Annotated in this window: 19 protein-coding genes; 7 read left to right on the top strand and 12 right to left on the bottom strand. The window is 73.2% G+C overall.

Translation table 11 applies throughout. The annotated features are described in order from the left end of the window. Nucleotides 1-7 precede the first annotated feature (7 nt). Genes HA073_RS12130 through HA073_RS12115 form a run of 4 tightly spaced genes read left to right on the top strand, consistent with a single transcriptional unit; the run spans nt 8 to nt 5,054 of the window. A complete protein-coding gene (locus HA073_RS12130) occupies nt 8-1,015 on the top strand; it encodes an SDR family NAD(P)-dependent oxidoreductase (protein ID WP_069089944.1) in 1,008 nt (335 codons plus the stop codon). Between the two features lie 38 nt (nt 1,016-1,053). After that, the gene (locus HA073_RS12125; protein ID WP_166456396.1) at nt 1,054-2,334 is read left to right on the top strand and encodes an O-antigen ligase; all 1,281 of its coding nucleotides are present in this window, start codon (nt 1,054-1,056) and stop codon (nt 2,332-2,334) included. Then, nucleotides 2,331-3,653 carry an oligosaccharide flippase family protein gene (locus HA073_RS12120; RefSeq protein WP_166456395.1) on the top strand — a complete coding sequence of 441 codons (1,323 nt, stop codon included), beginning with the start codon at nt 2,331-2,333 and terminating at the stop codon, nt 3,651-3,653. Before HA073_RS12125 ends, HA073_RS12120 begins: the two co-directional genes overlap by 4 nt. 54 nt (nt 3,654-3,707) lie before the next feature. Then, the gene (locus HA073_RS12115; protein ID WP_166456394.1) at nt 3,708-5,054 is read left to right on the top strand and encodes a glycosyltransferase; all 1,347 of its coding nucleotides are present in this window, start codon (nt 3,708-3,710) and stop codon (nt 5,052-5,054) included. A 40-nt stretch (nt 5,055-5,094) separates the two neighbouring features. On the opposite strand, the gene HA073_RS12110 is transcribed toward HA073_RS12115, so the two are convergent. Genes HA073_RS12110 through HA073_RS12100 form a run of 3 tightly spaced genes read right to left on the bottom strand, consistent with a single transcriptional unit; the run spans nt 5,095 to nt 8,650 of the window. Continuing rightward, complete coding sequence (locus HA073_RS12110) at nt 5,095-6,315, bottom strand: glycosyltransferase (RefSeq protein WP_166456393.1); 1,221 nt, start codon at nt 6,313-6,315, stop codon at nt 5,095-5,097. Continuing rightward, on the bottom strand, nt 6,315-7,523 hold the full coding sequence (locus HA073_RS12105) for a glycosyltransferase family 4 protein (RefSeq protein WP_166456392.1): 1,209 nt from the start codon (nt 7,521-7,523) through the stop codon (nt 6,315-6,317). Before HA073_RS12105 ends, HA073_RS12110 begins: the two co-directional genes overlap by 1 nt. Beyond that, nucleotides 7,520-8,650: a DegT/DnrJ/EryC1/StrS aminotransferase family protein gene (locus HA073_RS12100; protein ID WP_166456391.1), complete on the bottom strand. Its 1,131-nt coding sequence runs from the start codon at nt 8,648-8,650 to the stop codon at nt 7,520-7,522. The genes HA073_RS12105 and HA073_RS12100 overlap by 4 nt, the downstream gene beginning before the upstream one ends. A gap of 214 nt (nt 8,651-8,864) precedes the next feature. Here HA073_RS12100 and HA073_RS12095 point away from each other — a divergent pair, with 214 nt between their 5' ends. Further along, nucleotides 8,865-9,875: a DUF389 domain-containing protein gene (locus HA073_RS12095; RefSeq protein WP_069089937.1), complete on the top strand. Its 1,011-nt coding sequence runs from the start codon at nt 8,865-8,867 to the stop codon at nt 9,873-9,875. Here the strand turns inward: HA073_RS12095 and HA073_RS12090 are convergent. Both HA073_RS12090 and HA073_RS12085 read right to left on the bottom strand, forming a co-directional pair. Next, nucleotides 9,838-10,272: a hypothetical protein gene (locus tag HA073_RS12090; RefSeq protein WP_104113633.1), complete on the bottom strand. Its 435-nt coding sequence runs from the start codon at nt 10,270-10,272 to the stop codon at nt 9,838-9,840. The genes HA073_RS12095 and HA073_RS12090 overlap by 38 nt on opposite strands. Nucleotides 10,273-10,703: 431 nt before the next feature. Then, complete coding sequence (locus tag HA073_RS12085; RefSeq protein WP_166456390.1) at nt 10,704-13,214, bottom strand: Tex family protein; 2,511 nt, start codon at nt 13,212-13,214, stop codon at nt 10,704-10,706. Between the two features lie 210 nt (nt 13,215-13,424). On the opposite strand from HA073_RS12085, the gene HA073_RS12080 reads away from it, so the two are divergent. Together HA073_RS12080 and HA073_RS12075 are read left to right on the top strand one after the other, a co-directional pair. After that, entirely contained in the window at nt 13,425-14,879 is a 1,455-nt protein-coding gene (locus HA073_RS12080) for a D-glucuronyl C5-epimerase family protein (protein ID WP_166456389.1), read from the top strand. Nucleotides 14,880-14,927: 48 nt separating this feature from the next. After that, a complete protein-coding gene (locus tag HA073_RS12075; protein WP_043330360.1) occupies nt 14,928-16,439 on the top strand; it encodes a deoxyguanosinetriphosphate triphosphohydrolase family protein in 1,512 nt (503 codons plus the stop codon). 7 nt (nt 16,440-16,446) lie between these two features. Here HA073_RS12075 and HA073_RS12070 read toward each other — a convergent pair whose 3' ends face one another. The 7 genes from HA073_RS12070 to HA073_RS12040 all read right to left on the bottom strand — a co-directional run bounded on the left by HA073_RS12070 (nt 16,447) and on the right by HA073_RS12040 (nt 24,055). After that, a complete protein-coding gene (locus HA073_RS12070; protein WP_064447495.1) occupies nt 16,447-17,091 on the bottom strand; it encodes a NeuD/PglB/VioB family sugar acetyltransferase in 645 nt (214 codons plus the stop codon). Beyond that, on the bottom strand, nt 17,088-17,765 hold the full coding sequence (locus HA073_RS12065) for a sugar transferase (RefSeq protein WP_166456388.1): 678 nt from the start codon (nt 17,763-17,765) through the stop codon (nt 17,088-17,090). The genes HA073_RS12070 and HA073_RS12065 overlap by 4 nt, the downstream gene beginning before the upstream one ends. Nucleotides 17,766-17,874: 109 nt before the next feature. Further along, the gene (locus HA073_RS12060; protein ID WP_069089935.1) at nt 17,875-19,020 is read right to left on the bottom strand and encodes an MBL fold metallo-hydrolase; all 1,146 of its coding nucleotides are present in this window, start codon (nt 19,018-19,020) and stop codon (nt 17,875-17,877) included. Between the two features lie 82 nt (nt 19,021-19,102). Then, nucleotides 19,103-20,044 (bottom strand): SDR family NAD(P)-dependent oxidoreductase, encoded by a 942-nt coding sequence (locus HA073_RS12055; RefSeq protein WP_069089934.1) that lies wholly within the window; start codon nt 20,042-20,044, stop codon nt 19,103-19,105. Beyond that, nucleotides 20,041-21,225, bottom strand: a complete 1,185-nt coding sequence (locus tag HA073_RS12050) for a zinc-dependent alcohol dehydrogenase (RefSeq protein ID WP_043325082.1) — start codon at nt 21,223-21,225, stop codon at nt 20,041-20,043. The genes HA073_RS12055 and HA073_RS12050 overlap by 4 nt, the downstream gene beginning before the upstream one ends. A gap of 143 nt (nt 21,226-21,368) precedes the next feature. Continuing rightward, entirely contained in the window at nt 21,369-22,121 is a 753-nt protein-coding gene (locus HA073_RS12045) for a succinate dehydrogenase/fumarate reductase iron-sulfur subunit (RefSeq protein ID WP_166456387.1), read from the bottom strand. Then, nucleotides 22,118-24,055, bottom strand: a complete 1,938-nt coding sequence (locus HA073_RS12040; RefSeq protein WP_104113620.1) for a fumarate reductase/succinate dehydrogenase flavoprotein subunit — start codon at nt 24,053-24,055, stop codon at nt 22,118-22,120. The genes HA073_RS12045 and HA073_RS12040 overlap by 4 nt, the downstream gene beginning before the upstream one ends. Between the last annotated feature and the right edge of the window lies 1 nt (nt 24,056).

Here is a 24,056-nt window from a genome sequence, read left to right as displayed (position 1 = left end):
GCGAATCATGACCGCACAGTCGTCCGACGGGCCGGTGGTGGTGACCGGAGCCGGTGGCTTCATCGGCTCCCACCTGGTGGAGGCCCTCGTCGCCGCGGGCCACCCGGTACGCGCCCTCGTGCGCTACAACGGCGCCGGATCGCACGGCTGGCTGGACACCTTCGGCCCGGACCAGTTGGCCGGCGTCGAGGTCGTCGCGGGGGACATCCGCGACCGGGGGATGGTGCAGCGGCTTGTCGACGGCGCCTCCACCGTCTATCACCTGGCCGCGCTGGGTGGCATCCCGTACTCGTATCTCGCGCCGCAGTCCTACGTGGACACCAACATCACCGGCACGCTCAACGTGCTGGAGAGCGCGCGGACGGCCGGCGTCGGCCGGGTCGTGGTCACCTCCACGAGCGAGGTGTACGGGACGGCCACCACGGTCCCGATGACCGAGCAGCACCGGTTGCGCGGGCAGTCGCCGTACTCCGCCTCCAAGATCGGCGCGGACAAGCTGGCCGAGAGCTACCACCTCAGTTTCGGCCTGCCGGTGGTCACGCTGCGGCCGTTCAACACGTACGGCCCCCGGCAGTCCACCCGGGCGGTCATCCCCACCATCATCAGCCAGCTGGCGAAGGAGGACGGGGTGATCCGGCTGGGCGCGCTGCGTACCACCCGGGACCTCCTCTACGTGACGGACACCGTGGCCGCGTTCCAGGCCGTCGGCACGGCACCCGACGACGCTGTGGTGGGCGGCGTGTTCCAGGCCGCGACGGGCCGGGAGACCTCGGTCGGCGACCTGGTCCGCAAGATCGCCGCGATGTTCGGCGCCCAGCCGGAGGTGGTGGTCACCGAGTCCCGGCTCCGCCCGGCGGAGTCCGAGGTGGAACGCCTACTCGGCGACGCCGGCCTGCTCCGGTCGCGGACCGGGTGGCAGCCCGTCACGAGCATCGACGAGGGGCTGAAGGCGACAGTCGAGTGGTTCCTCGATCCGGCCAATCTCGCGCGTTACCGCTCCGACCGGGCGGTGTGACGGGTTCCAAGCTCGGTGCCGCAGGAGGCTCGAACGTGATGGTGATGCAGGACAGCCGCCGGTCGTCGGCGATCGGCACGGTCCGCGGCCCCGGTGGGCCCGCCGGACCGGAGACACCGGTACGGCGCACGGGTGGTGTCGTCTCGACGGTGCTGCGCGCCACCGCCGTGGTGCTGGTGCTCAACTTCGACCAGTTCCCGCGCATGGTCGGCCGCGGGTTCCTGATCGCCGCGGTGGTGCTCGCGGTCCCGTTGCTCCTGCACGAGCTGCTCCGTCCGGCCTCGCGGTCCCGGACAGTGATCTTCTGGACCCTCGTGGTCTTCGGCGTCCTCGCCTTGCCGGGAATCCTGCACCGGCCGGAGACGGACTACGGCCGGCAGAAGTTCCTGCTGCTCATGACGCTGACCGTGTTCGCCACGGCGGCGGTGGCGGTGCTGCGCGGGCGGCGTGACGTCGAGATGTTCGCCGCCGTCTTCGTCCTGTCGGGGGTGGTGCTCGCGATCGCCACGCTCAACGGTGATCCGCAGGACGGCCGGGCCGACGGCTTCGGCTCCAACCCGATCTGGCTGGCCCGGGCAATCGGCGGTGCGCTCGTCGCTCTCACCTGGCTCTATCTGCGCAAACGGGTGGCGGCGTGGTGGGCGGCGGGCCTGGCGGTGCTGCTCGGCCTCGGTCTTCTGGCGACCGGCTCCCGGGGACCGCTGCTGGCCACTGTGGTGGCCCTCTTCGTCCTGGTGCTGGCCGGGTTCCGCCTGAAGATCCGGCGGGGCCGGCGTGAGTGGGTAGGTCTGGGCCTGATGGGCGGCCTGGTGCTCGCCGTCATCGCCCTGCCGTCGCTGCTGCCGCCCCGGGTGTACGCGCTCCTGGTCGATCCGAGCGAGGAGATGTTCGGCACCGCCCGAGCGGAGATGCGGGAGGTCAGCGTGCCGATGATCGCCGAGAATCCGGGCGGCGTCGGCTACGGCAACTGGGGCGACTACTCCGGCATGCTCGTGCACAACTATCCGCACAACCTGTGGCTGGAACTGCCGGCCGAGGCGGGCTGGCTGGTGGGCGGGGCCTTCATCCTGGCCACCGTGGTCGTCGCGGCGGGGCTCTGGCGCGCGACCAGGCGTGATCCGGTGGCTGGGTTCGTCCTGGCCGTGCTGGCCTTCAACGTGGTGGCGGTGTCGACGTCCGGGGACGTGAACGCCGGTCGTCCGCTCTTCGCCGCGTTGGCCCTCGGCGTGCTCGTGCTGGCCGGGGCGACACTGCCCGCCGGGATACGGGCTCGCGCCGGGCGGACGCGGCCGGTCGACCGCCCGGGGGTCGCTGGGTGAGGTGGCGGGCGCGGCTCGCCATGTCGAGCGGGCGGCGCGGAGTGCTCGGCATCGCCGCCGGGTCGGCCGGCGGTCAACTGCTGGCGCTGGCCGCGGTCCCGTTGCTCGCGAGGCTCTACCGCCCGGCTGACTTCGGCGTGCTCGCCGTGGTCGCCGCGCTCGTGCTCACAGTTGGCACGGTGGCCGCGCTCCGGTTCGAGATGGCCGTTCCGCTTCCCGAGCGGGAGGAGGACGCACGCGCGCTGGTGCGGCTCGGCCTCGTCGCGGCCGCCGGCACGGCGATCCTGGCATCGGCGGTCGTCCTGCTGGTGGGGGACCGGGCGGCGCTCTGGTTCGGTCAGCCCGAACTGGCCCGCTGGCTCTGGGTGGTGCCGCCCTCCGCCGCCGCGATGGGTGTCGTCCTCGTGCTGAACCAGTTCGCGGTGCGGCACCGTCGTTACGGCGCGATCGGCCGGCGCAACCTCTTCCAGTCCGTGGCGGTGGTGGTCACCCAGATCGTGGCCGGAGTGGCGGGACTTCGCCCCGGTGGCCTGGCGCTCGGCTTCGGGTTCGGTCAGGTCGCGGCCGCCGCGGTCCTGCTCCGGGACGCCCGTCGGCGCGGCGCGACCGCCCGGGCCGGCCGGCGGCCGCCACGCCTGCTGGCGGTCGCACGCCGGTACCGGCGGTTCCCGTTCCTCCTGGCCCCGTCCGGTCTGCTCAACGTCCTCGGCACGCAGTTGCCGGTGCTGCTCATCGCCTACTGGTACGGCTCGGCGGTGGCCGGCTGGCTGGGACTGACCCAGCGGGTGCTCGCCATGCCCGCCGCGCTCGTGGCGTCCGCGGTGGCCCAGGTCTACCTGGGGGAGATCGCCCGGATCGCCAGGGAGCAGCCCCGGAGCGTCCGGCGCGCGTTTCTGCGCGCCAGCCGGAGGCTGGCGCTGGTCGCCGGTCCCGGCGCGCTCCTCGTGGTGGTCGGCGCGCCCGCGGCCTTCAGCCTGGTCTTCGGCGCGCAGTGGCACAGCAGCGGCGCCTATGCCCAGGCCCTGGCCGTCTTCATGGCGGCGCAACTCGTGGTCTCTCCGCTGTCGCAGACGCTTGTCGTGTTCGAACGACAGGGTCTTCAGCTCGCCTGGGACGCGGGCCGCGTCGCGCTGGTGGCGGGAGCCGTGTCCGTGGTGGCTCTGGTCGGCGGGTCACCGCTGACCGCGGTGTGGGCGTTCGGGGTGTCCGGCGCGCTGGCGTACGGCGTCGGGTGGCTGATGTCGCTGCGGGTCGTGACGGCGGCCGGCCGGGACCGCGGTCGTCCCCGCCCCGCGCCGCAACTCGTGTCGCAGGGGTGAGGCGTTCGACACCTTTCGTCATTTCTTGTCCGGGAAGAAATCGTTTATCCCTACATGACGAACGACCTGCATCCGGAGCCGGCACCGCGCCTGCTGATCGTCTCGTACCACTTCCCACCGGCGGAGACCGTCGGCGCCCGTCGTCCCGCGGCCCTCGCGGCGTTCGCGGCACGACAGGGGTGGGACGTCCGGGTACTGACAGCGGTCGGGGCGAACCAGGGCACGGTTCCCGTCCCGGTGCCCGAGGAGCACCTGATCCGGGTCGCGCCGTCACCACGGCTGCCACGGCCCGGCCGAGGCGGGGGCGGTGCGGTGACCGGCGGCGGAACAGCGTCGCCATCCCGGCTCCGGCGGATCCGCGCCGGCGCCGATCGCCTCCTGGTGAAGGTCGGCATGGAGCTGTTGCTGCCGGACCCGCAGCTCAACTGGATCCGTCCACCGGCGCGCACCTTCGACCGGGCCGCCGCGGGCTGGCGCCCGGACGTCATCCTGGCGTCCGGCCCGCCCTTCTCCGGGTTCGTGGTGGCCGCGACGCTCGCCCGGCGGTTCCGGGCACCCTGGGTCGCGGACTACCGGGATCTGTGGTCGGTCGGCAACGACCACTGGGTCCGGACAGCGCTACGCCGAGCGGTCGACAAGAGGCTGGAGCGGCGAGTGCTGCGGACGGTCGCGGCGTGCGTGACGGTCTCGGAGCCGCTGGCCGACACGATCCACCACACGTTCGGGGTGCGGACGCATGTGGTGATGAACGGCATCGACCGTCGGCCGGTGCCGGCGGAGTCCGCCGCGACTCCCGCCGGCGTCGATGCGTCGGCGGCCACTCTGACGCTCGCACACACCGGTTACATCTATCCGGGCAGGCGTGACCCGGGCCCGCTCGTCGACGCGATCGCCCTGCTCGGCGCGGACGCCGCTCGGGTGCATGTGATCTTCGCGGGGGAGGACCACGGCATCACCCGCGCCGCCGCGGAGCGGGCCGGCGTGGCCGACTCCGTCACGCTGCTCGGCCCGGTCTCGCCGGAGAAGTCGTGGCGGATCCAGGCCGACGCGGACGCGCTGGTCCTGCTCATGTGGAACGATCCGCGGGACGCCGGAACGATGACCGGCAAGATCTTCGACTATCTCCAGGCCCGCCGCCCCGTCCTGCTGCTCGGTTACGAGAACGGCGTGGCCGCACGCCTGCTGCGCGAACGCGGCGCGGGCGTCGTGGCGAACGAACCGGCCGCGATCGCGTCCCAGTTGCGGGAGTGGCTGGCCGTGAAGGAGCGGACCGGGCGGGTGCCGGCCGTGCCGGCCACCGCGCTGGACGGACTGTTCCGGGAGGATCAGCTCGGCCGCTACCTCGACATCCTCCGGGACGCCGCCGGACCGGGCGGGCCTGCTCGTCGTCCCGTCCGCTGACGTCCGGTGCCCCGCATCATCAGGCGCGGGGCACCGGACGTCAGCGCCGGGACGGAAGCGGGGCCGGTACCCGCCCGCCCACCCGGCCGGCGGCGGTCTCGGCGACGGTCCGGTAGAACGACGCCCGGCGGGCGTCCAGCGTCTCGGCGGAGAAGTCGCGGGCCCGGCGCAGGTTGCGGGCCGAGGCGTCCGCGAGCCGGCGCGGGTCGGCCAGCATCGCGGTGACGGCGCCGGCCAGAGCGGCCGGGTCGTCGGGTGGAACCAGGCACTCCGGATCGAGCAGCTCCGGGATGCCGCCGGCGGTCGAACCGATCGCCGGGAGCGCCCGGGCCATCGCCTCGATGAGTGCCCGGGGCAGGCCCTCGGTGCGGGACGGCATCACGAACAGGTCGGCCGTGTCCAGTTGGCGGCGGACCGCGTCGGCGTCGGGCAGCGGACCGGTGAACCTCACCCGGTCGGCCACTCCCGACCGGTCGGCCAACCGCTCCAGGTGGGGGCGGTAGGCGCCCACGCCGACATGCACGAGCCGAGCCCGGGGACCGTCGGCGGGCATCAGCGCCAACGCGGAGACGAGCGTGTCGATCCCCTTGTAGAGCTGTTCGAGCGAGCCGACGGAAACCACTGTCGCCTCGTCCGCGAGCCGCCGGACCGGCCGGGCCCGCGGCACGAACGCCGCCGGCGGCAGGTCGACGCTGGAGATGCCGGCCGTGGGCGTGGTCGGCAACGTGGGATACCGGCGTTGCAGGCGCCGTTCCGTCTCGTACGCCACCGCGGCGGCCTCGCGGCACTGCCCGCGCAGCGTCCGGGTGGACAGCGTGCGCAGCAGCGGCCGCAGCGGATGCCGGACGACTCCCGGGGCGAGCACGTCGTACGGATCGCCGATCACTTCGAGCGCGTACGGGAGCCGCGCCCGGCTACGCGCCCGGGCCAGCAGTGAGCCGATCGGTGACGGTACCCGGAGCACCACGGCGTCCGCTGGTTCCGCAGCGGCGCTCACCGCCGCGGCGATCGCCCGCCGCCCGAGCAGGTAACCCCGGGGCCCGACGTAGTACGGCAACGCCCACACCTCGACGCCGTCCCCGTCGACCCGGGCCGCGGCCTCCGGCCGTCGGTCGACGTCCCGGACCCGGGCGGCGACGCGCACCCGGTCGAAGGCGACCAGGTAGCGTCGCCAGATCGAGTTGTCCGGCCCGGCCTCGACCCACACCGCGCCGTCGGGAGTCCGGGTGAAGCGCGACTCGGACGTCACCACGACCCGCATCAGGATCTCCCACCGGTGCGGCAGACGGCCTCCACCACGTCGGCGACGTCGGCGGCCGCCACCTGGTTGTCGAAGTGCCGCAGGGCGAACTGCTGGGCCCGCTCACCGCGCAGGCGGAGCCGTCCGTCGGTGAACTCCCGGTGGGCCTGCTCCAGTCCGGCGACCAGCGCGGCCACGTCGTTGCGCGGCACCACCCAGCCGGTCGTCTCGTCGACCGTCTCGGGCAGACCGCCGGCGTCGCTGACGATGCTGGGCACCCCGGTGGCTCCCGCCTCACAGGCGGCGCCGTGTCCCTCGGACAGCGAGGGACTGACGCTCACGTCGGCGGCGCGGTAGCAGGCCCGGACGTCCGACACCGACGTCAACCACGTCACGCTCGGATCGCGATCGACCCCGAAACGCCCGATCAACTCGCGGCGGTGCGCCTCGCCGGCCGCCGAGAAACCGGCGCCCACCAGGAGCAGCCGGGCGTCCGGGTGGGCGGCGCGGAACTCGCGCCACGCCGCCAGCAGCACGTCGTGTCCCTTGATGCCGCGGCCCTGGTGGACCAGCTTCCGGGGTGGATAGACGTAGGCGACCATGATGACGACGAATGCGTCCTCCTCGATGCCGAGTTCGGCGCGCGCCTTCGCCCGTACCTCCCGCCGGCCGGTCGAGCCCTCCAGGTCGGCGAAGTGCGCGGTCCGGGCGCCGTAGGTGACCACCGGGCGCCGGGGCGCGGGACATCCGAGCGCGCCGTAGAGGCCGGAGGTGTGGCCGGTGCCGCAGATGGTGACGTGGTCGAGCCGCCACAACACCCGCTCGACCAGCTTGATCAGCGGAGACTCCAGGTACAGCGGCCCGGCCACCATGTGCACCCGCCGCAGCGGCATGCGTAGGCTCGCGAAGCGGGCGGCGAGCGCTGACGCGTACAGGTGGTACTTCAGGACGTCCGGGCGGATCCGGCCGATCAGGCGGCGCAGCCGCCACAGGTCCCGCAGCGTCGACGGGCGCGGCCGGAAGCGGAAGTCGAACGGCGAGTCGTGCACCTCGACACCTCGCTGCCGCAGCTCCCCCGTGAGCCGCCCGGTCTCGCGCGGCAGGATCGCCACGACCTCGTGCCCGCGGCGGCGGAGTTCCTCCACCTGCGGGACGATCCAGAGTCCACCCTGGTCGGTCTTGAGCAGGACGGCGATCCGCAGCGGGCGCGTGCCCGCGCCGGCCGTCACCGGGCGTCCAGGAACTGCTCGACGGCGCCGATGACCCGCGCCAGACGGCCGTCGTCCAGGACGGAGCCGCTGGGTAGCGTGAGGCCCTGGGCGAACAGGCGGTCCGAGGCGCCCGTCACGACCGACCGGCACCCGGCGAAAACCGGCTGCCGGTGCATCGGCTTCCACACGTGCCGGGTCTCGATGTCCCGCGCGGACAGGTGGGCCCCGAGTTCCGCCGCCGCCCACCCGGTCCGTTCGGGGTCGACCACGATGCTGGTCAGCCAGCAGTTCGAGCCTTCGTCCCCGTCCCCGAGCAGGCGGACCCCGGGCACGCCGGAGAACAGCTTGGCGTACCGTTCGCGCACCAGGCGGCGCCGGCGCATCATTCCGTCCAACCGGTGCAACTGGGCCCGGCCGAGTGCGGCGAGCAGATTGCTGAGCCGGTAGTTGTAACCCACGTCGACGTGCTCGTAGTGCGGCACGGGCTCGCGCGCCTGGGTGGCCAGGTGCCGGCAGCGGGCCAGCAACGCCTCGTCGTCGGAGAGCAGCATGCCCCCACCGGACGTTGTGATGATCTTGTTGCCGTTGAACGACAGCGCGCTGAGCCGCCCGAAGGAGGCGGCCGGACGCCCGCGGTAGGTCGCGCCGAGCGCCTGCGCGGCATCCTCGACCACCGGTACGCCCGCCGCCTCGCACACCGGCAGCAGCGCGTCGTAGTCGGCGCAGGTGCCGAACATGTCCGCGATCAGTACCGCGGCGACCTTCTCGCCGGACCGGCGCAGCACGCCGAGCATCTCGGCGAGCGCTGCCACGTCCATGTTTCCGGTCGCCGGGTCGCAGTCGACGAAGACGGGCTCGGCGCCGGTGTAGACCGCGGCGTTGGCGGTGGCCGCGAACGTCATCGTCGGCGCCACCACCACGCTTCCCGGCCCGGCCCCCAGGGCGAGCAGGGCGAGGTGCAGCGCGGACGTGCCGGAGTTCAGGGCCAGCGCGCCGGCCGTCCCGACGCGGTCCGCGACCTCCCGCTCGAACGCCTCCACCTCGGGGCCGAGCGGCGCGACCCAACCGGAGCGGATCGCGCGGAGCACGTAGGACTCCTCCAGGGGCCCGACATCGGGCGGGGAAAGGTAGATCCGGCCGGTCATCGAGCCTCCGTCCCCGCAGCGGGATCACGGTCGTGGCAGCGAAGGGTCACGGACGGTAAAACGGGACAACCGGCAAGGAGTGATGGCGTACGCCGTGTTCGTGCCGAAAAGCACACGATCGTGCCGCGCGACGCCGTCGAGCCGGGAACCGCTGAGCCCGGGAACGAGTAGAGTTCGGCGGCCCCGCCAGGAATCAACGATCCGGGAGTCCCGAGTGCTGCACCTGAGGGTGATCGCGCCGCGCGACCAGTCGTCGGCGGTCGTGGAGCTGCTGGCCGCCGACCCCGGCGTCACGCACCTCGTGGTGCTGCCGGGCGCCGCCCGCCAGCCCGCGGGTGACTACGTCACCTGCGACGTGGTCCGGGAGAGCGCCGACGGCGTACTGAGCCGGCTCCAGGAACTCGGTGTCGAGGCGCGCGGGGCGATCGCCGCCGACGACGTCGAGCTGACTCTGTCCGAGGCGGCCGACCGGGCCGCCGAGGAAGCCCCCGGCCACGGGGAGGACGCCGTGGTGTGGGACGAGATCGCCGCGAAGACCGGCGAGCAGACGGTGCTCACCGGCACGTTCCTCGCCCTGATCGTGGTGGCCACCATGATCGCCGGGATCGGCGTGCTGCTGGACCAGCCCATCCTGATCGTCGGCGCGATGGTGGTCGGCCCCGAGTTCGGTCCGCTCGCCGCGCTCTGCGTGGCGTTGCTGCGGCGTCAGCCGCGCGTGGTCGGTCACTCGGTCAAGGCGCTGACGGTCGGTTTCCTCGTCGCCATGGCGGCCACCGCGCTGAGCACCTGGGCGCTCACCGCGGCCGGCCTGGTCGACCGGGACATGCTGCTGGCGGAACGGCCGATGACCGACTTCATCTGGCGTCCGGACGCGCTGTCCTGGGTGGTGGGCCTGCTCGCCGGCGTGGCCGGCATGCTGTCGCTGACCTCGAAGAAGTCCGGCTCGCTCGTGGGTGTGCTGATCTCGGTGACCACAGTGCCGGCGGCGGCGAACGTGGCCGTCGCGTCCGCGTACGGCGTGTGGCACGAGGCCGCCGGCTCCGCCCTCCAACTGGTGATCAACCTGGCCGCGATCGTGCTCGCCGGGCTGCTCACGCTCGTGGTCCAGCTGTGCTGGTGGCGGCACGTCGCCCGGCGGGCCGCGCACGCGGTGCCCCGGCAGCGGGCAGACCGGCGTCCGGCCCCGGTCAGCGCCAGTCGTCGCCCGCGTCGAGACGACGGCTGAGCAGGGTCGCCAGCGGCACCGACTCGCCGTCCCGGCCGCCCCGGCCGACCACGAGCGGCGGCGGACTGGGCGGCGGGTCCGCCCCGAGCAGCCGCGTCCGCAGGCCCGGCGGCACGGTGAGCAGGTAGAAACGCCCGTCGGTGTCCACCGCGCGGCTGTGCGCCCGGTCCACGTACCAGCCGGTGATCCGCGTGCGGTAGCGACCGCGCCCGTCGTGCCCGGTCGCGGTCAGCCGGCCGGCGCGCAGCCCGCGCCGCAGCGCCTCGGCGGCGAACCGGGCCACCAGCTCAGCGGCCTCCGCCTGCTCGGCCTCGCGTTCGCGGGCGGCGGCCTCCGCGTGCGCCCGCACCGCGTGGCGTCGCCGCTCCCGCCACCGCTCGTCGTCCTCACCGCCCACGACCGCGAGGGTACGCGGAACCGGCCCCGCCCGGCGCACAGGCCGTCGGGCCCGGCGCGCGCACCGCCGAGGCTGCGGCGATCAAGGGGTTTGTGTCAGTCGAACGCCCTGAACAGGCCACGAACTCCTTGGTCAACAACGCGCCTGGTGAGTGGTGTTCGCGGCTCCGGCAGGCGTGACCCGTCCCTTTCCCGGCGCGCTGCCCGGTGTGATCAACTCCAGCTCGCCGAAGTGGTGGTGTCGCGGAGCCTCTGATGTCACCACCTCGGCGAGATCGTGTTGATCAAGGGTTCCATGCCGGTGCCTCGGCCCGTCCCCGCGGCCGTCGCCCTGCCGGGGCGCGTGACCGCGACACGGGCCGGCGCGTCGCTGTTCCCCGGCGGGGCTGCCGGGCTGAGGCGTTCGTGACCTCGGCCCGGCAGCGGGACGTGTCAGGCCAGGCCGGCGCGGCGCAGCGCCTCCGCCATGGCGTCGTTGAGCGGGGCGCCGCCACCGCGCCCGGGCCGCTGCTGCTGGCCACCGCGCGACGTGCCGCCCTGTCCGCCACCGCGTTGCCCGCCGCCGCCCGAGCCGCCGCGTTGGCCGCCTCCGCTCTGCCCGCCGCCCGAGCCGCCGCGCTGGCCGCCCTGCTGGCCACCACCGCGCTGCCCGTTCTGCTGGCCGCCGATGCGTCCCTGGCCGCCGCCGCGTGGCCCGCCGCCCTGACCGCCCCGGTCCCGTCGGCCGTCGCCGCCCGCCGGGCGCCCGCCGCCGGCCGGCGCCTCGTCGTCCAGCCGCAGCGTCAGCGAGATCCGCTTGCGCGGCACGTCCACGTCGAGCACCCGGACCTTCACCACGTCGCCGGACTTCACCACGTCGCGCGGGTCCTTGACGAACGTGTGCGACATGGCCGAGACGTGCACCAGACCGTCCTGGTGCACGCCCACGTCGACGAACGCGCCGAACGCGGCCACGTTCGTGACCACGCCCTCCAGCACCATGCCCGGCGTCAGGTCGCTGATCTTCTCGACGCCCTCGACGAACGTGGCGGTGCGGAACTCGGGGCGCGGGTCGCGGCCGGGCTTCTCCAGCTCGGCCAGGATGTCGGTGACGGTGGGCAGGCCGAACGTGTCGTCGACGAAGTCGGTCGCGCGCAGGCCGCGCAGGATGGCGGACCTCCCGATCAGCGCGCGCAGGTCCTGCCCGGTGGAGGAGAGGATGCGGCGCACCACCGGGTACGCCTCGGGGTGCACGCTGGAGGAGTCCAGCGGGTCGTCGCCGCCGGGGATGCGCAGGAAGCCGGCGCACTGTTCGAACGCCTTCGGCCCGAGCCGGGGCACCTTCTTCAGCTCCGCCCGGGTGCGGAACGGCCCGTTGGCGTCGCGGTGCAGCACGATGTTCTCGGCCAGCCCGGCGCCGATGCCGGACACCCGGGTGAGCAGCGGCGCGGAGGCGGTGTTGACGTCCACGCCGACCGCGTTGACGCAGTCCTCCACGACCGCGTCGAGCGAGCGGGACAGCTTCACCTCGGACAGGTCGTGCTGGTACTGCCCGACGCCGATCGACCGCGGGTCGATCTTCACCAGCTCGGCCAGCGGGTCCTGGAGGCGGCGGGCGATCGACACCGCGCCGCGCAGCGAGACGTCCAGACCCGGCAGCTCCTGCGAGGCGTACGCGGAGGCGGAGTAGACCGACGCGCCGGCCTCGGAGACCACCACCTTCGTCAGCTTCAGCTCCGGGTGCTGCTTGATCAGGTCGGCGGCGAGCTTGTCGGTCTCCCGGCTGGCGGTGCCGTTGCCGATCGCGACCAGTTCGACGCCGTGCGCGGCGGCGAGCGTGGCGAGCGTGTGCAGCGAGGCGTCCCACTGCCGGCGCGGCTCGTGCGGGTAGATCGTGTCGGTGGCGACCACCTTGCCGGTGGCGTCGACCACCGCCACCTTCACACCGGTGCGCAGGCCCGGGTCCAGACCCATGGTGGGCCGCGCGCCGGCCGGCGCCGCCAGCAGCAGGTCACGCAGGTTGGTGGCGAAGACCCGCACGGCCTCCTCCTCGGCCGCCTGCCACAGCCGCATCCGCAGGTCCGCGCCGAGGTGGATGAGGATCCGGGTACGCCAGGCCCAGCGCACCGTGTCGGCCAGCCACTTGTCGGCGGGCCGTCCCTGGTCGCTGACGCCGAAGCGTCCCGCCACGGCGGCCTCGTACCGGCTGGGGCCCGGGTTCGCGTCGGCGTCCCCGTCGGCCTCCGGATCCATGGTCAGCTCCAGCACGCCCTCCTTCTCGCCCCGGAACATGGCGAGGATGCGGTGCGAGGGCAGCTTCGGGTACGGCTCGGCGAAGTCGAAGTAGTCGGCGAACTTCGCCCCGGCGGTTTCCTGACCCTCGCGTACCCGGGAGACCAGCCGGCCCCGCGACCACATCTGCTCGCGCAGCGTGCCGATCAGGTCGGCGTCCTCGGCGAAGCGCTCGATCAGGATGGCCCGCGCGCCGTCCAGCGCGGCGGCGGCGTCCGCGACGCCCTTGTCCGGGTCGGCGAACCCGGCGGCGACCGCCTTCGGGTCCTGCGCCGGGTCGGCGAGCAGCGTGTCCGCGAGCGGCTCCAGCCCGGCCTCGCGGGCGATCTGCGCGCGGGTGCGCCGCTTCGGCTTGTAGGGCAGGTAGATGTCCTCCAGGCGCGACTTCGAGTCGGCGGCGAGGATCTGCGCCTCCAGCGCCTCGTCGAGCTTGCCCTGGCTGCGGATCGACTCCAGCACCGCCGCGCGCCGCTCGTCCAGCTCGCGCAGGTAGCGCAGGCGCTCCTCCAGTGTGCGCAGCTGCGCGTCGTCGAGCAGGCCGGTGGCCTCCTTGCGGTAGCGGGCGATGAACGGCACTGTGGCGCCGCCGTCGAGCAGCTCGACTGCTGCCCGCACCTGACGTTCGGCGACGCCGAGTTCCTCGGCGATCCGCTGGTGCACTGACTGGGTCACGATCTGATCCGCCTTCTCGGGTGGGTTCCCGTGCATTCTGCCGTCCCGGTGCGACGCCGGCGTCCGCGCCCGTCCGCGTCCGGCGGAGGATCCCTGACAGTCAGAAGTATTCATGTTATGTGCGTCTATTCCACGCATGATGAAACGAGGGTGGCAAAAGCGACAAGAGGTTGCTGGGATGGGAGGCACAATCCCGACCTTGGAGGTCCCATGAGGATCCGCCTGTCCTGGCGCGCGCCGGTGGCCGCGGTGCTCGCCCTCGGCCTGGCGGGGACACCGGTGACCGGCGCGGCGGCCGCCCTCCCCGAGCGGAGCGCGACGCTCAGCGCGTACGCCCGGGACGGCTACCTGCCGCGCCTGCTGCCCGGCTCGGTCTCACCGACCTCGCGGCAGATGACAGTCCCGCGGACCGACCCGCTGGCGCACGACGCCTCCGGGGTGCGGCTCTTCAACTGGCAGGGCGTCCTCTACGACCACCCGGTGGTCCAGGCCGACTGGGGGCTGGACAACCTCAACGCCTACCAGGTCACCGGTGACCGCTTCTTCCTGGACCGGGCGATCGCGCAGGCCCGGCGGAACCTGGACCGCAAGGTGGAGTCCCGCGGGGCGTGGTGGTACTCGTACCCCTTCGACCTGCCCCGGTGCACCGGGCTGGTGCTCCAGGCGCCCTGGTACAGCGCCATGGCGCAGGGGGAGCTGCTCAGCCTGTTCGTCCGGCTGTACGAGGTGACCGGCGACGCCACGTGGCGTACGGCGGCGGACCGCACGTTCCTCAGCCTCACGCTCGAACCGCAGCTCGGCGCGCCCTGGGTCAGCTGGACCGACGCGGACGGCTACCTGTGGCTGGAGGAATACCCGGACAGCCCGGGGGTGCGCGGGGAACGGGTCCTCAACGGCATGATCTACGCGTTCTACGGCGTGTACGACTACTGGCGGATCACCCGGGACAGCCGGGCGGTGAGCCTGATGGACGGGACGGCCACGACGGTGCGGCGGTACGTGCCGGCCATATTGCGCGTCCCGCAGTGGGCCAGCCGGTACTCGGTCGGCTGCGCGCGTTCCTACCCGAGCTACCACCAGGTGCACACCCAGCAGATGCTCTCGCTGCACCAGCTGACCCATGCCGGCGTGTTCGCCGCGTACGCCGACGTGCTGCGCGCCGACTATCCGTACCCACCGGTCGACGGCATCGTGTGGTTCGGTCCCGGCTCCCACGTCGCCTACCAGTTCGATGCGGCCGGCCGGATCGTCGCGCAGAAGTCGATCAATCTGATCCGCTTCTCCACCGCCACCGCCGACCAGCGCGTCCGGGTGACCGGCCGGGGCGTCTACTACCGCATGGCCAACGGCGTGTTCGCCGGCATGTTCGTCGAGGAGGACGCCGCGAACCGGTGGCTCGCCGGGAAGTTCGTCCAGCACACGTACGCGCCCACCCGGTTGCTGACCGTGGAGCCCGGCACCTACACCGGCTACGCCTACGACAGCAGGTGGCAGGTGGTCGGCTCCAAGACCGTCACCTTCCCGCGCACCTCGGGCGCGCCGATGGGGGCCAGCGCCTGGGTGAACGGCCGCCTGAGCTACCAGGTCACCGCCGGCACCTACCTGGGCTACTGGCTGCCGGCGGCCCCCGGGCTGGTGCTGGAGGACGCGCCCCCGCTGCCCTAGACACAGGTCGCGGCGCGCCGGGCGAGTCGCTGCGCTAGCGTGGCGATCATGGAGGCACCTGCGGATCCGCGGGCCCGGCGGCTCTTCGGGGGCAGCGCCCGGGCGCTCGGCGACCTGGCGGCCGGCCCGTTCCGGGCCGACCGGGACCGGATCGTCGGCTCGCCGTTCTTCGCCCGGCTGAACGGTGTCACCCAGGTGATCAGTCCCGGCGGGTCGGGGCTTCTGGTGCACAACCGGCTCACCCACAGCCTGAAGGTCGCCCAGGTGGCCCGGGCGATCGCCGAGCGGCTCATGGCCGACCCGGCGTACCGGGACCTGCTGGACAAGCTCGGCGGCTGCGACCCGGAGGTGGTGGAGGCCGCCGCGCTCGCGCACGACCTCGGCCACCCGCCGTTCGGGCACCTGGGGGAGCGGGTGCTGGACCGGCTGGCCCGGCAGCGGCTCGGGCTGGCCGACGGCTTCGAGGGCAACGCCCAGTCGTACCGGATCGTCACCAGCACCGAGATCCGCGGCGCGGCGACCACCGGGCTGGACCTGACCGCGGCGGTCCGGGCCGCCATGCTGAAGTACCCGTGGACCCGGCTGGACCATCCCGACCCGCACCCCCGGCACCTCGACCCGGCGCCCCGCGGCGCGGCGGCCCCGCCGGAGGACCCGGAGAGCGGGTCGGTGAAGTTCGGCGCGTACCGCACCGAGCTGGACGACCTGCGTCAGGCGCGGGAGCCGTTCGCCGGCCGCATCCCGGACTGGCAGCAGACGCCCGAGGCGTCGGTGATGGACACCGCCGACGACATCGCGTACGCGATCCACGACGTGGAGGACTTCTACCGTGTCGGGGTGCTCCAGCAGGGCGCGGTGGCGGCCGAGCTGATGGCCTGGCAGCGCGAGTGCGGGCACCTGCGGTCGATCACCGCGTCCGCGCTGGAGGCGGCGGGCCGGCGCCCTGGCGCGGCGATCGAGCGGCTGCGCCGGCAACTGCACCGCAAGGACGGCTGGATCGCCGACGACGAGGCGTTCGCCGCCGCAGTCGAACACGTCCGCGAGGAGCTGGTGGAGGGGCTGCTGGCGCTGCCGTTCGACGGCTCGATCGAGGCGGAGCAGTACGTCGCCCGGTTCTCCGCGCGCTGGTCCACCCGCTTCGTGGACGCCATCACGGTGACCCCGGACCCGCACGTCCGCTCCGGGTACGTGCTGCTGGCCAAGGCGCAGTGGCACGAGGTGCAGGTGCTCAAGTTCGTGCACCACCGGTTCGTGCTGGCCCGCCCGGACCTGGCGCTGCACCAGCGCGGCCAGGCCCGGCTGCTGGGCACGCTGGTGGAGGCGCTCTGGGAGTGGCTGCTGGACCCGGACGAGGAGTCCCGGCTGCCGCGACGGCTGCACGACCTGGTGGAGCTGGCCGAGGCGGAGCTGCACCCGCGTACCCCGGACCGGATCGGCCGGGCCCGGGGCCGGGCGATCGTCGACTTCGTCGCGCAGCTCACCGACGGTCAGGCGGTGGCCATGCTGGACGCGCTGTCGGGCCGTTCCGGCGCGCTCTGGACCGACGCCTTCGTGCTCTGAGGACCGCTCAGCGGGCCGGTACTCCCTTGACCACGATCTCCGGCGGCACGTCGCGTACCACGCACGCGCCGGCGCCGACCGTCGCGCCGGCGCCGACCCGCAGGCCGGGGAGCACCACCGCGCCCGCTCCGATCAGCGCGGCGGTGTCGAGGCGGCAGTCGCCCGACACGGCCGCGAGCGGGTGCAGGGAGACGTAGTCGCCGACCACGCAGTCGTGCGCGAGCGTGGCGTTCTGGTTGACGTGCAGGTGCCGCCCGGCGGTGACGTTGGTGGTGATCCGGCCACCGGCGAACACCACGAGGCCCTCGGCCGACACCAGGTCCGGGCCGACGGTGGCGTCCGGATGGACGAGACTCGCCGCCGGCCTGCCGTACGTGTCGACCCGCGCGCCCACTTTCTGCCGGACACGTGGGTCGCCCAGGCCGAGGACGACGTGGGTCTGCGGCGGTAGTTGGCCGAGCGCCGCCACGGTCCCCAGGTACGGCGCGCCACACGACTCGGCGCGTTTGCGGTTCCGCTCGGACGGGTTGTCGTCGACGAAGCCGGCCAGCCGCCACGGCGGTCGAGCGGCGGACTCGTTGACCGCCGCCACGATCTGGGCGATCTCCCGGCCGTGGCCGCCGCACCCGACGACGACGAGGTCGAGGGTCACCGGGACCCGCTTCCCGCTGTCGCCGCCACCGGATCCTCCGCGGCGGTGCCACGGAACTCGTGCGCGGTGGCGGCGCCGGGCGCGCTGATGCCCTGCCGCCGCAGCACCGCGACTGCGGTCCGGGCCAGGATGCGGGCGTCCAGCCGCAGGCTCCAGTGCTCCACGTAGCGCAGGTCGTAGGCGAAACGCTCCGCCCAGCCCAGTTCGTTGCGGCCGTTGACCTGCGCGAGCCCGGTGAGGCCGGGCCGGACGTCGTGCCGGCGGAACTGCTCCGGCGTGTAGAGGTCGCGGTAGCTGGTCGGGAACGGGCGCGGGCCGACCAGGCTCATGTCGCCGCGCAGGATGTTCCAGAGGCTGGGCAACTCGTCCAGGCTGGTGGCCCGCAGCCAACGCCCCAGGGGCGTCAGCCGTGCCTGGTCGTCGCCGGGGGAGAAGCCGTCGCCGCCGCCCGCCATGGACCGGAACTTCAGGATGGTGAACTCCCCGCCGTACCGGCCGATGCGCTGCTGGCGGAAGAGGACCGGGCGGCCCATGCCGAGCAGCACCGCGACCGCCACCGCGGCCAGGATCGGTGCCGTCACCAGCAGGGCGGTCGCCGAGACGACGACGTCGACACCCCGTTTGACGGTGGCGGCGACGCCTGCCTGCGGTGTGGGTGTGCGGGGCTCTTCCACGCCTGGGGATAGGCGAACCTGCATGCTGTCCTCCGGCCGCTGACTCGTCAGCGAACAGAGTACGCAAATATGCGCAGAAGATTGCCTTGTCCGAATTTTTCGGCGTGGCTCAGGCGACCGACTGCCACCAGCCGTCCACCGCCGGCGGCTCGTCCACCACCACCCGCTCACCGGGGCGCGGCACTGCGAGCCGCACGTCGCGCGCCTTCGCCTCGGCCCAGAGCCGGTCCACCGGCTCGGACCAGTCGTGCAGGGCCAGGTTGAACGTGCCCCAGTGCACCGGCACCAGCAGTCCGCCGCGTACGTCGAGGTGGGCGGCGACCGCCTCCTCCGGGAACATGTGGATGTGCGGCCACGCCCTGTCGTACGCGCCGATCTGCATCAGCGTCACGTCGAACGGGCCGTGCTCGGCGCCGATCGCGGCGTATCCGTCGAAGTAGCCGGAGTCGCCGGTGTAGAAGACCTTCCGGTGCGTACCGGTGATCGTCCAGGAGCTCCACAGCGTGCCGTCGCGGCGCAGTCCGCGGCCGGAGAAGTGCTGCGCGGCGGTGGCGGTGAGCGTCAGCCCGCCGGCCCGGTGGCTCTCCGACCAGTCCAGCTCGACGATGCGGTGCTCGGGTACGCCCCAGCGGGCCAGGTGGGCGCCGACGCCGAGCGGCACCACGAACGGCGCGGACTGGAGATCGGCCAGCGTGCGGACGGTGTCCATGTCGAGGTGGTCGTAGTGGTCGTGTGAGATCAGCACCGCGTCGAGCGGGGGCAGGTCGGTGAGGCGGACCGGCGGCTCGTGGATGCGCCGCGGGCCGACCAGCCCGGACGGGGAGCACCTGTCGCTCCACACCGGGTCGAGCAGCACCCGGTGTCCCTCGATCTCGACGAGCGTGGAGGCGTGGCCGTACCAGACGACGTTCAGCTCGCGGGCCGGGTCGGCGGCGGGCGCGGCGCCGGGGCGCACCAGCGGCACCGGGCTGCCCGGCCGCCGCTTCTGCTTGCCGAAGACCAGCTCCCGGAGCAGGTTGCGGCCCGGGTCGGCGACCATCGTGGCGCTGGCGCCGGCCGGGTTGTGGAAGGTGCCGTCGCGGAAGCGCGGTGACCGGGCCGCCCGTTCCGCCCGGGCGCCGGTGAGCCGTCCGCCGAGCTGCGCCGGTACGTCCCGTGCCGCCCAGGCCAGCCCGGCGACGGCGGCCAGCCCGGCGAGCTTCCACACCCGCCCGCCGCGCGTCCGGTCCGGCTCCTGCCCCGTTGCTTCCCGCATATTCGTCCCTCCGCCGTGTCCCGCCGTACACGGTAACCACAGTCGTCCCGGTCCGCCCGCACGCCGGCCACCCACGCCACGGTCAGGGCAGCCGGCGGCGTACCGCGGACGCCACAGTCGCCGCGCGTCCGCCCACGGCCCGGACCACCTGGGACACCTCCGGCAGCCACCCGCCGCGGACCGCCTCACCGGCCGGGTTCGGCGTGAACACGATGCCCCGGTGGGCGGCGATCGGCTGCCGGGTCAGCCCGGCCCGGCGCATCAGCGGTCCGACCAGCGCGTCGTACACCCCGGGCAGGGCGGTGAAGCCGAAGCGCATGATCACGTTGAGCCGCCCCACCGACACCTCCCGGCGCGGCCGGTCGAGGCAGTGCGCGATGGCCCGCGCCACCCGCTCGGGCGAGGCGATCGGCGGCGGCGGACGGCCGACCCGGCCGAGGTAGTTGGCCGCCTGCCGGTAGACGGGTGTGTCCACGCTGCCCGGGTTGACCAGGCAGATCGCGACGCCCGGCGTCTCCCGTGCCTCCTGCTGGAGCGTGCGGGCCAGCCCTTGCAGGCCCCACTTGGCGGCCACGTAGCCGCTCATGTAGGGCGCGGTGATGTGTCCGAGCACCGAGCCGGTGAGCACGAGCGTGCCGCCGCCGGCCCGGAACCGGAGCAGCGCCTCCCGGGCCACCGCCGCGGCGGCCAGCAGGTCGGTGCGGACCACCTGCTCGAACACCTCGGCCGGCGTCTCGTCGAAACGGCCGTAGGCCATCACCGCGGCGGTGTGCACCCAGGCGTCGACGCGGCCGTACTCGGCCTGCGCCGCGTCGGCCAGCGCGGCCACCGCGCCGGGCTCGGTCACGTCCATCGGTACGGCGATCGCCCGCGCGCCCGCGGCCCGGCACTCGTCGCGCACCTCGTCGAGCGTGGCGGGGGAGCGGGCCGCGAGGACCAGCCGGTCCCCGCGGCCCGCCAGCTCCAGGGCGGTCGCCCGGCCGATCCCGCTGGTCGCGCCGGTGACGACCACCGTCCGGGTCACGGCGCGAGCACGACCTTGACGCAGCCGTCCTCCTTCTTCTGGAACATCTCGTACGCCCGCGGCGCGTCGGTCAGCGGCAGCCGGTGGGTCCGCAGGTCCTCGACGCCCAGCGGGTCGTCGTCGCGCTCCAGCAGCGGGATGATCTCGTCGACCCAGCGGCGTACGTGGCACTGGCCCATGCGCAGCTGGATGCCCCTGTCGAACATCTCCATCAGCGGCATCGGGTCCTGCTCGCCGCCGTACACGCCGGAGATCGACACGGTGCCGCCGCGGCGTACCGCCTTGAGCGCGGCGTGCAGCACCACGAGCCGGTCCACGCCGGCCTTGTCGGTCATCGCCTGGGCCAGCTTGTCCGGGAGCAGCCCGGCGGCGGTCTGGGCCATCTTGCCCAGCGGCGCGCCGTGCGCCTCCATGCCGACCGCGTCGATCACCGCGTCCGGGCCGCGCCCGTCGACCAGGTCGATGAGCGTGCCGGGCACGTCGTCGAGCTGGCTGACGTCAAGCACCTCGATGCCGTGCCGGCGGGCCATCTCCAGCCGCTCGGGGACCAGGTCCAGCCCGATCACCCGGCCCGCGCCGAGGTGCCGGCCGATCCGGGCGCTGAACTGCCCGACCGGGCCGAGCCCGAACACGGCGAGCGTGCCGCCGGGCGGGACGTCCGCGTACTTCACCGCCTGCCAGGCGGTGGGCAGGATGTCGGAGAGGTAGAGCCAGCGCTCGTCCGGGCCGGTGTCCGGGATCGTGATCGGGCCGAACTGGGCCTGCGGCACGCGCAGGTACTCGGCCTGGCCGCCGGGGATCGAGCCGTACAGCGAGGTGTAGCCGAACAGGGACGCGCCCTTGCCCTGGCTCTTGACCTGCGTGGTCTCGCACTGGGCGTAGAGCTGCCGCTCGCACATCCAGCACGAGCCGCAGGAGATGTTGAACGGGACGACCACCCGGTCGCCCTTCTTGAGCCGGGTCACCCCGGGCCCGACCTCCTCGACGATGCCCATCGGCTCGTGCCCGAGGACGTCGCCGGGCTTCAGGTACGGCCCGAGCACCTCGTACAGGTGCAGGTCGGAACCGCAGATGGCGGTCGAGGTGATCCGGACGATCGCGTCGGTCGGCTCCTCGATCCGGGGGTCCGGGACGTCCTCGACGCGAACGTCCCGCTTGCCGTGCCAGGTCAGTGCCTTCATGCCTGTATGTCCCCTCTCCGGTGCCGTCCATCGGACTGCTACCCGCGAGAGGCGGCTTGAATCGGCGGCGGCCCCCGTACGAGCGCGACCGCCGCACCCCTGGATGCGGGGTGCGGCGGTCGCGTGGGTCGTGCCGTGTCCGGTCAGGAGCCGGCGCGCTTGGCGGTCGCCTTCAGGTAGTCCCGGTTGAGCCGGCCGATGGTGTTCAGCGGGATGCCCTTCGGGCAGGCCGCCGCGCACTCGCCGATGTTCGTGCAGCCGCCGAAGCCGGCCCCGTCGTGCGCGTCCACCATGCCGATCACCCGGGTGTAGCGCTCCGGCTGGCCCTGCGGCAGCAGCGAGAGCTGGGTGATCTTCGCGGCGGTGAACAGCATGCCGGAGCCGTTCGGGCAGGCGGCCACGCAGGCGCCGCACCCGATGCAGGCGGCCGACTCGAACGCGGCGTCGGCGTCGGCCTTCGGCACCGGCACCGAGTGCGCCTCCGGTGCGCTGCCGGTCGGCGCGGTGACGTAGCCGCCGGCGGCGATGATCTGGTCGAACGCGTTGCGGTTGACCACCAGGTCCTTGACGACCGGGAAGGCCCGGGCCCGCCACGGCTCGATGTCGATCGTGTCGCCATCGGAGAACTGCCGCATGTGCAGCTGGCAGGCGGTGGTGCCGCGCTGCGGGCCGTGCGCCTCACCGTTGATCATGAGGCTGCACATGCCGCAGATGCCCTCGCGGCAGTCGTGGTCGAACGCGACCGGCTCCTCGCCGTCGAGGATCAGCCGCTCGTTGAGCACGTCGAGCATCTCCAGGAAGGACATGTCCGGGGACACGTCCTGCACCGGGTAGGTCACCATCCGACCCTTGTCCTCGGGGCCGTGCTGGCGCCAGATGCGCAGGGTCAGGTTCACTTGTAGCTCCGCTGCGTGGGGTGGACGTATTCGAAGGTCAGGTCTTCCTTGTGCAGCACGGGCTCACCGGTGCCGGTGTACTCCCAGGCCGCCACGTACGCGAACCGGTCGTCGTCGCGCTGCGCCTCGCCGTCGGGCGTCTGGTGCTCGGCCCGGAAGTGACCGCCGCAGGACTCCTCGCGGTGCAGCGCGTCGATGCACATCAGCTCGGCCAGCTCGAAGAAGTCGGCCACCCGGCCGGCCTTCTCCAGCGACTGGTTGAGCCCCTCGCCGTCGCCCGGCACGCGCACCCGCTGCCAGAACTGCTCGCGCAGCGCGCGGATCTCGTCGATCGCCTTGCGCAGCCCGGCCTCGGAGCGCTCCATGCCGCAGTGCTCCCACATGATCTGGCCCAGCTCACGGTGGAACGAGTCCACGGTGCGGTCGCCGTTGATCGCGAGCAGCCGCTTGATCCGGTCCTCGACGTCGGTACGCGCCGCGACCGCCTCGGGGTGGCTCGCGTCGACCTTGTCCAGCGGGCCGGAGGAGGCCAGGTAGTTGGCGAGCGTGTTCGGCAGCACGAAGTAGCCGTCCGCGAGGCCCTGCATCAGCGCCGAGGCGCCGAGCCGGTTCGCGCCGTGGTCGGAGAAGTTGGCCTCACCGATCACGAACAGGCCGGGGATGCTCGACTGCAGGTCGTAGTCGACCCAGAGGCCACCCATCGTGTAGTGCACGGCGGGGTAGATCCGCATCGGCACCTCGTACGGGTCCTCGCCGGTGATCCGCTCGTACATCTCGAAGAGGTTGCCGTACTTGGCCTCGATGGCCTTGCGGCCGAGCCGGTTGATCGCGTCGGCGAAGTCGAGGTAGACGCCGAGGCCGGTCGGGCCGACGCCGCGTCCGGAGTCGCAGACGTTCTTCGCGGCGCGGGAGGCGATGTCGCGGGGGACCAGGTTGCCGAAGGACGGGTAGATCCGCTCCAGGTAGTAGTCCCGCTCGTCCTCGGGGATCTCCCGGGGGCTGCGCTGGTCGCCCTTGGCCTTGGGCACCCACACCCGGCCGTCGTTGCGCAGCGACTCGCTCATCAGGGTCAGCTTCGACTGGTGGTCGCCGGAGACCGGGATGCAGGTCGGGTGGATCTGCGTGTAGCAGGGGTTGGCGAAGTACGCGCCCTTGCGGTGCGCCCGCCAGGAGGCGGTGACGTTGCAGCCCTTGGCGTTCGTGGAGAGGTAGAAGACGTTGCCGTAGCCGCCGGTGGCGAGCACCACCGCGTCGGCCATCTCGGTGCTGATCTCGCCGGTGACCATGTCGCGGACCACGATGCCGCGCGCCCGGCCGTCGACGATCACCAGTTCGAGCATCTCGTGGCGGGCGTTCATCTCCACGTTGCCCAGGCCGATCTGCCGCTCCAGCGCCTGGTACGCGCCGAGCAGCAGCTGCTGGCCCGTCTGGCCCCGGGCGTAGAAGGTGCGCTGCACCTGCGCGCCGCCGAAGGAGCGGGTGTCCAGCAGGCCGCCGTACTCGCGGGCGAACGGCACGCCCTGGGCCACGCACTGGTCGATGATGTTGACCGACACCTCGGCCAGCCGGTGCACGTTCGACTCGCGGGAGCGGAAGTCACCGCCCTTGACCGTGTCGTAGAAGAGGCGGTGCACCGAGTCGCCGTCGTTGCGGTAGTTCTTGGCGGCGTTGATGCCGCCCTGCGCGGCGATCGAGTGGGCCCGGCGCGGGCTGTCCTGGTAGCAGTAGGACCGCACCTGGTAGCCCTGCTCGGCCAGCGTGGCGGCGGCGGAACCGCCGGCCAGGCCGGTGCCGACCACGATCACCGTCATCTTGCGGCGGTTGGCCGGGTTGACCAGCTTCATCTCGAAGCGGTGGCGCTCCCACCGCGTCTCGATCGGGCCGTCCGGGGCCCGGGTGTCGGCGATCGGGTCGCCTTCGCGGTACAGATCCATG

It is taken from the genome of Micromonospora sp. CMU55-4, from assembly GCF_011602315.1.
Classification (GTDB): domain Bacteria; phylum Actinomycetota; class Actinomycetes; order Mycobacteriales; family Micromonosporaceae; genus Micromonospora; species Micromonospora chalcea.
This window is presented reverse-complemented; position numbering and strand designations above follow the sequence as displayed.

Bases quoted from the DNA above. Each gene is read 5' to 3' on its own strand.
- HA073_RS12130 (WP_069089944.1), top strand. From the start codon at position 8: ATGACCGCACAGTCGTCCGACGGGCCGGTGGTGGTGACCGGAGCCGGT.
- HA073_RS12125 (WP_166456396.1), top strand. From the start codon at position 1,054: ATGGTGATGCAGGACAGCCGCCGGTCGTCGGCGATCGGCACGGTCCGC.
- HA073_RS12115 (WP_166456394.1), top strand. From the start codon at position 3,708: ATGACGAACGACCTGCATCCGGAGCCGGCACCGCGCCTGCTGATCGTC.
- HA073_RS12110 (WP_166456393.1), bottom strand. From the start codon at position 6,315: ATGCGGGTCGTGGTGACGTCCGAGTCGCGCTTCACCCGGACTCCCGAC.
- HA073_RS12100 (WP_166456391.1), bottom strand. From the start codon at position 8,650: ATGACCGGCCGGATCTACCTTTCCCCGCCCGATGTCGGGCCCCTGGAG.
- HA073_RS12080 (WP_166456389.1), top strand. From the start codon at position 13,425: ATGAGGATCCGCCTGTCCTGGCGCGCGCCGGTGGCCGCGGTGCTCGCC.
- HA073_RS12075 (WP_043330360.1), top strand. From the start codon at position 14,928: ATGGAGGCACCTGCGGATCCGCGGGCCCGGCGGCTCTTCGGGGGCAGC.
- HA073_RS12060 (WP_069089935.1), bottom strand. From the start codon at position 19,020: ATGCGGGAAGCAACGGGGCAGGAGCCGGACCGGACGCGCGGCGGGCGG.
- HA073_RS12050 (WP_043325082.1), bottom strand. From the start codon at position 21,225: ATGAAGGCACTGACCTGGCACGGCAAGCGGGACGTTCGCGTCGAGGAC.
- HA073_RS12040 (WP_104113620.1), bottom strand. From the start codon at position 24,055: ATGGATCTGTACCGCGAAGGCGACCCGATCGCCGACACCCGGGCCCCG.